General features: G+C 68.0%; 1 protein-coding gene. It reads left to right on the top strand.

Translation table 11 applies throughout. The features are described from left to right. Nucleotides 1–23 precede the first annotated feature (23 nt). Nucleotides 24–1,328: phosphomannomutase/phosphoglucomutase (locus tag DID98_RS35410; protein ID WP_148093556.1), on the top strand; the 1,305-nt coding region annotated here is incomplete at its 3' end.

The following is a 1,328-nucleotide window of genomic DNA, read 5'->3' as shown; positions in this document are numbered from 1 at the left end:
TGCACGCAACCCAGAGAGAATCGATGATCTCCCAATCCATCTTCAAGGCATATGACATTCGCGGTGTGGTCGGCAAGACGCTCGACGCCGACACGGCGCGCGCGATCGGCCGGGCATTCGGCAGCGAAGTGCGCGCCCAGGGCGGCGACGCGGTCGTCGTCGCGCGCGACGGCCGCCTGTCGGGGCCCGAGCTCGTCGGCGCGCTCGCCGATGGCCTGCGTGCGGCGGGCGTCGACGTCGTCGACGTCGGCATGGTGCCCACGCCGGTCGGCTATTTCGCGGCGAGCGTGCCGCTTGCGCTGAAGGGCGGCGAGCGCCGCGTCGATTCGTGCATCGTCGTCACCGGCAGCCACAACCCGCCCGACTACAACGGTTTCAAGATGGTGCTGCGCGGCGCGGCGATCTACGGCGAGCAGATCCAGGCGCTGTACCGCCGCATCGTCGACGAGCGCTTCGAAACGGGCAGCGGCGCGTTCGAGCAGTTCGACGTCGCCGATCAGTACCTCGCGCGCATCGTTGGCGACGTGAAGCTCGCGCGCCCGCTGAAGCTCGTCGTCGACGCCGGCAACGGCGTCGCGGGTCCGCTCGCGACGCGCCTGTTCAAGGCGCTCGGCTGCACGCTCGTCGAGCGCTTCACCGACATCGACGGCACGTTCCCGAACCACCACCCCGATCCCGCGCACCCGGAAAACCTGCAGGACGTGATCCAGGCGCTGAAGGATACCGACGCCGAACTCGGCTTCGCGTTCGACGGCGACGGCGACCGCCTCGGCGTCGTCACGAAGGACGGCCAGATCATCTACCCGGACCGCCAGCTCATGCTGTTCGCGGAAGAAGTGCTGTCGCGCAACCCGGGCGCGCAGATCATCTACGACGTGAAGTGCACGCGCCATCTCGCGCAGTGGGTGAAGGCGAAGGGCGGCGAGCCGCTGATGTGGAAGACGGGCCATTCGCTGGTCAAGGCGAAGCTACGCGAGACGGGCGCGCCGCTCGCGGGCGAGATGAGCGGCCACGTGTTCTTCAAGGATCGCTGGTACGGCTTCGACGACGGTCTCTACACGGGCGCGCGCCTGCTCGAAATCCTCGCGAAGACGGCCGATCCGAGCGCGCTGCTCAATGCGCTGCCGGACGCGATGAGCACGCCGGAGTTGCAGCTCAAGCTCGAGGAGGGCGAGAACTTCCGCCTGATCGAGAAGCTGCAGCAGGAAGCGAAGTTCGACGGCGCCGACGAAGTCGTGACGATCGACGGCCTGCGCGTCGAGTACCCGGACGGCTTCGGCCTCGCGCGTTCGTCGAACACGACGCCGGTGGTCGTGCTGCGCTTTGAA

The organism is Burkholderia sp. Bp8984 (assembly GCF_003853755.1).
Taxonomy (GTDB): domain Bacteria; phylum Pseudomonadota; class Gammaproteobacteria; order Burkholderiales; family Burkholderiaceae; genus Burkholderia.
Note: the sequence above shows the minus strand (reverse complement) of the source record. Positions and strands in the feature narration are given on the sequence as shown.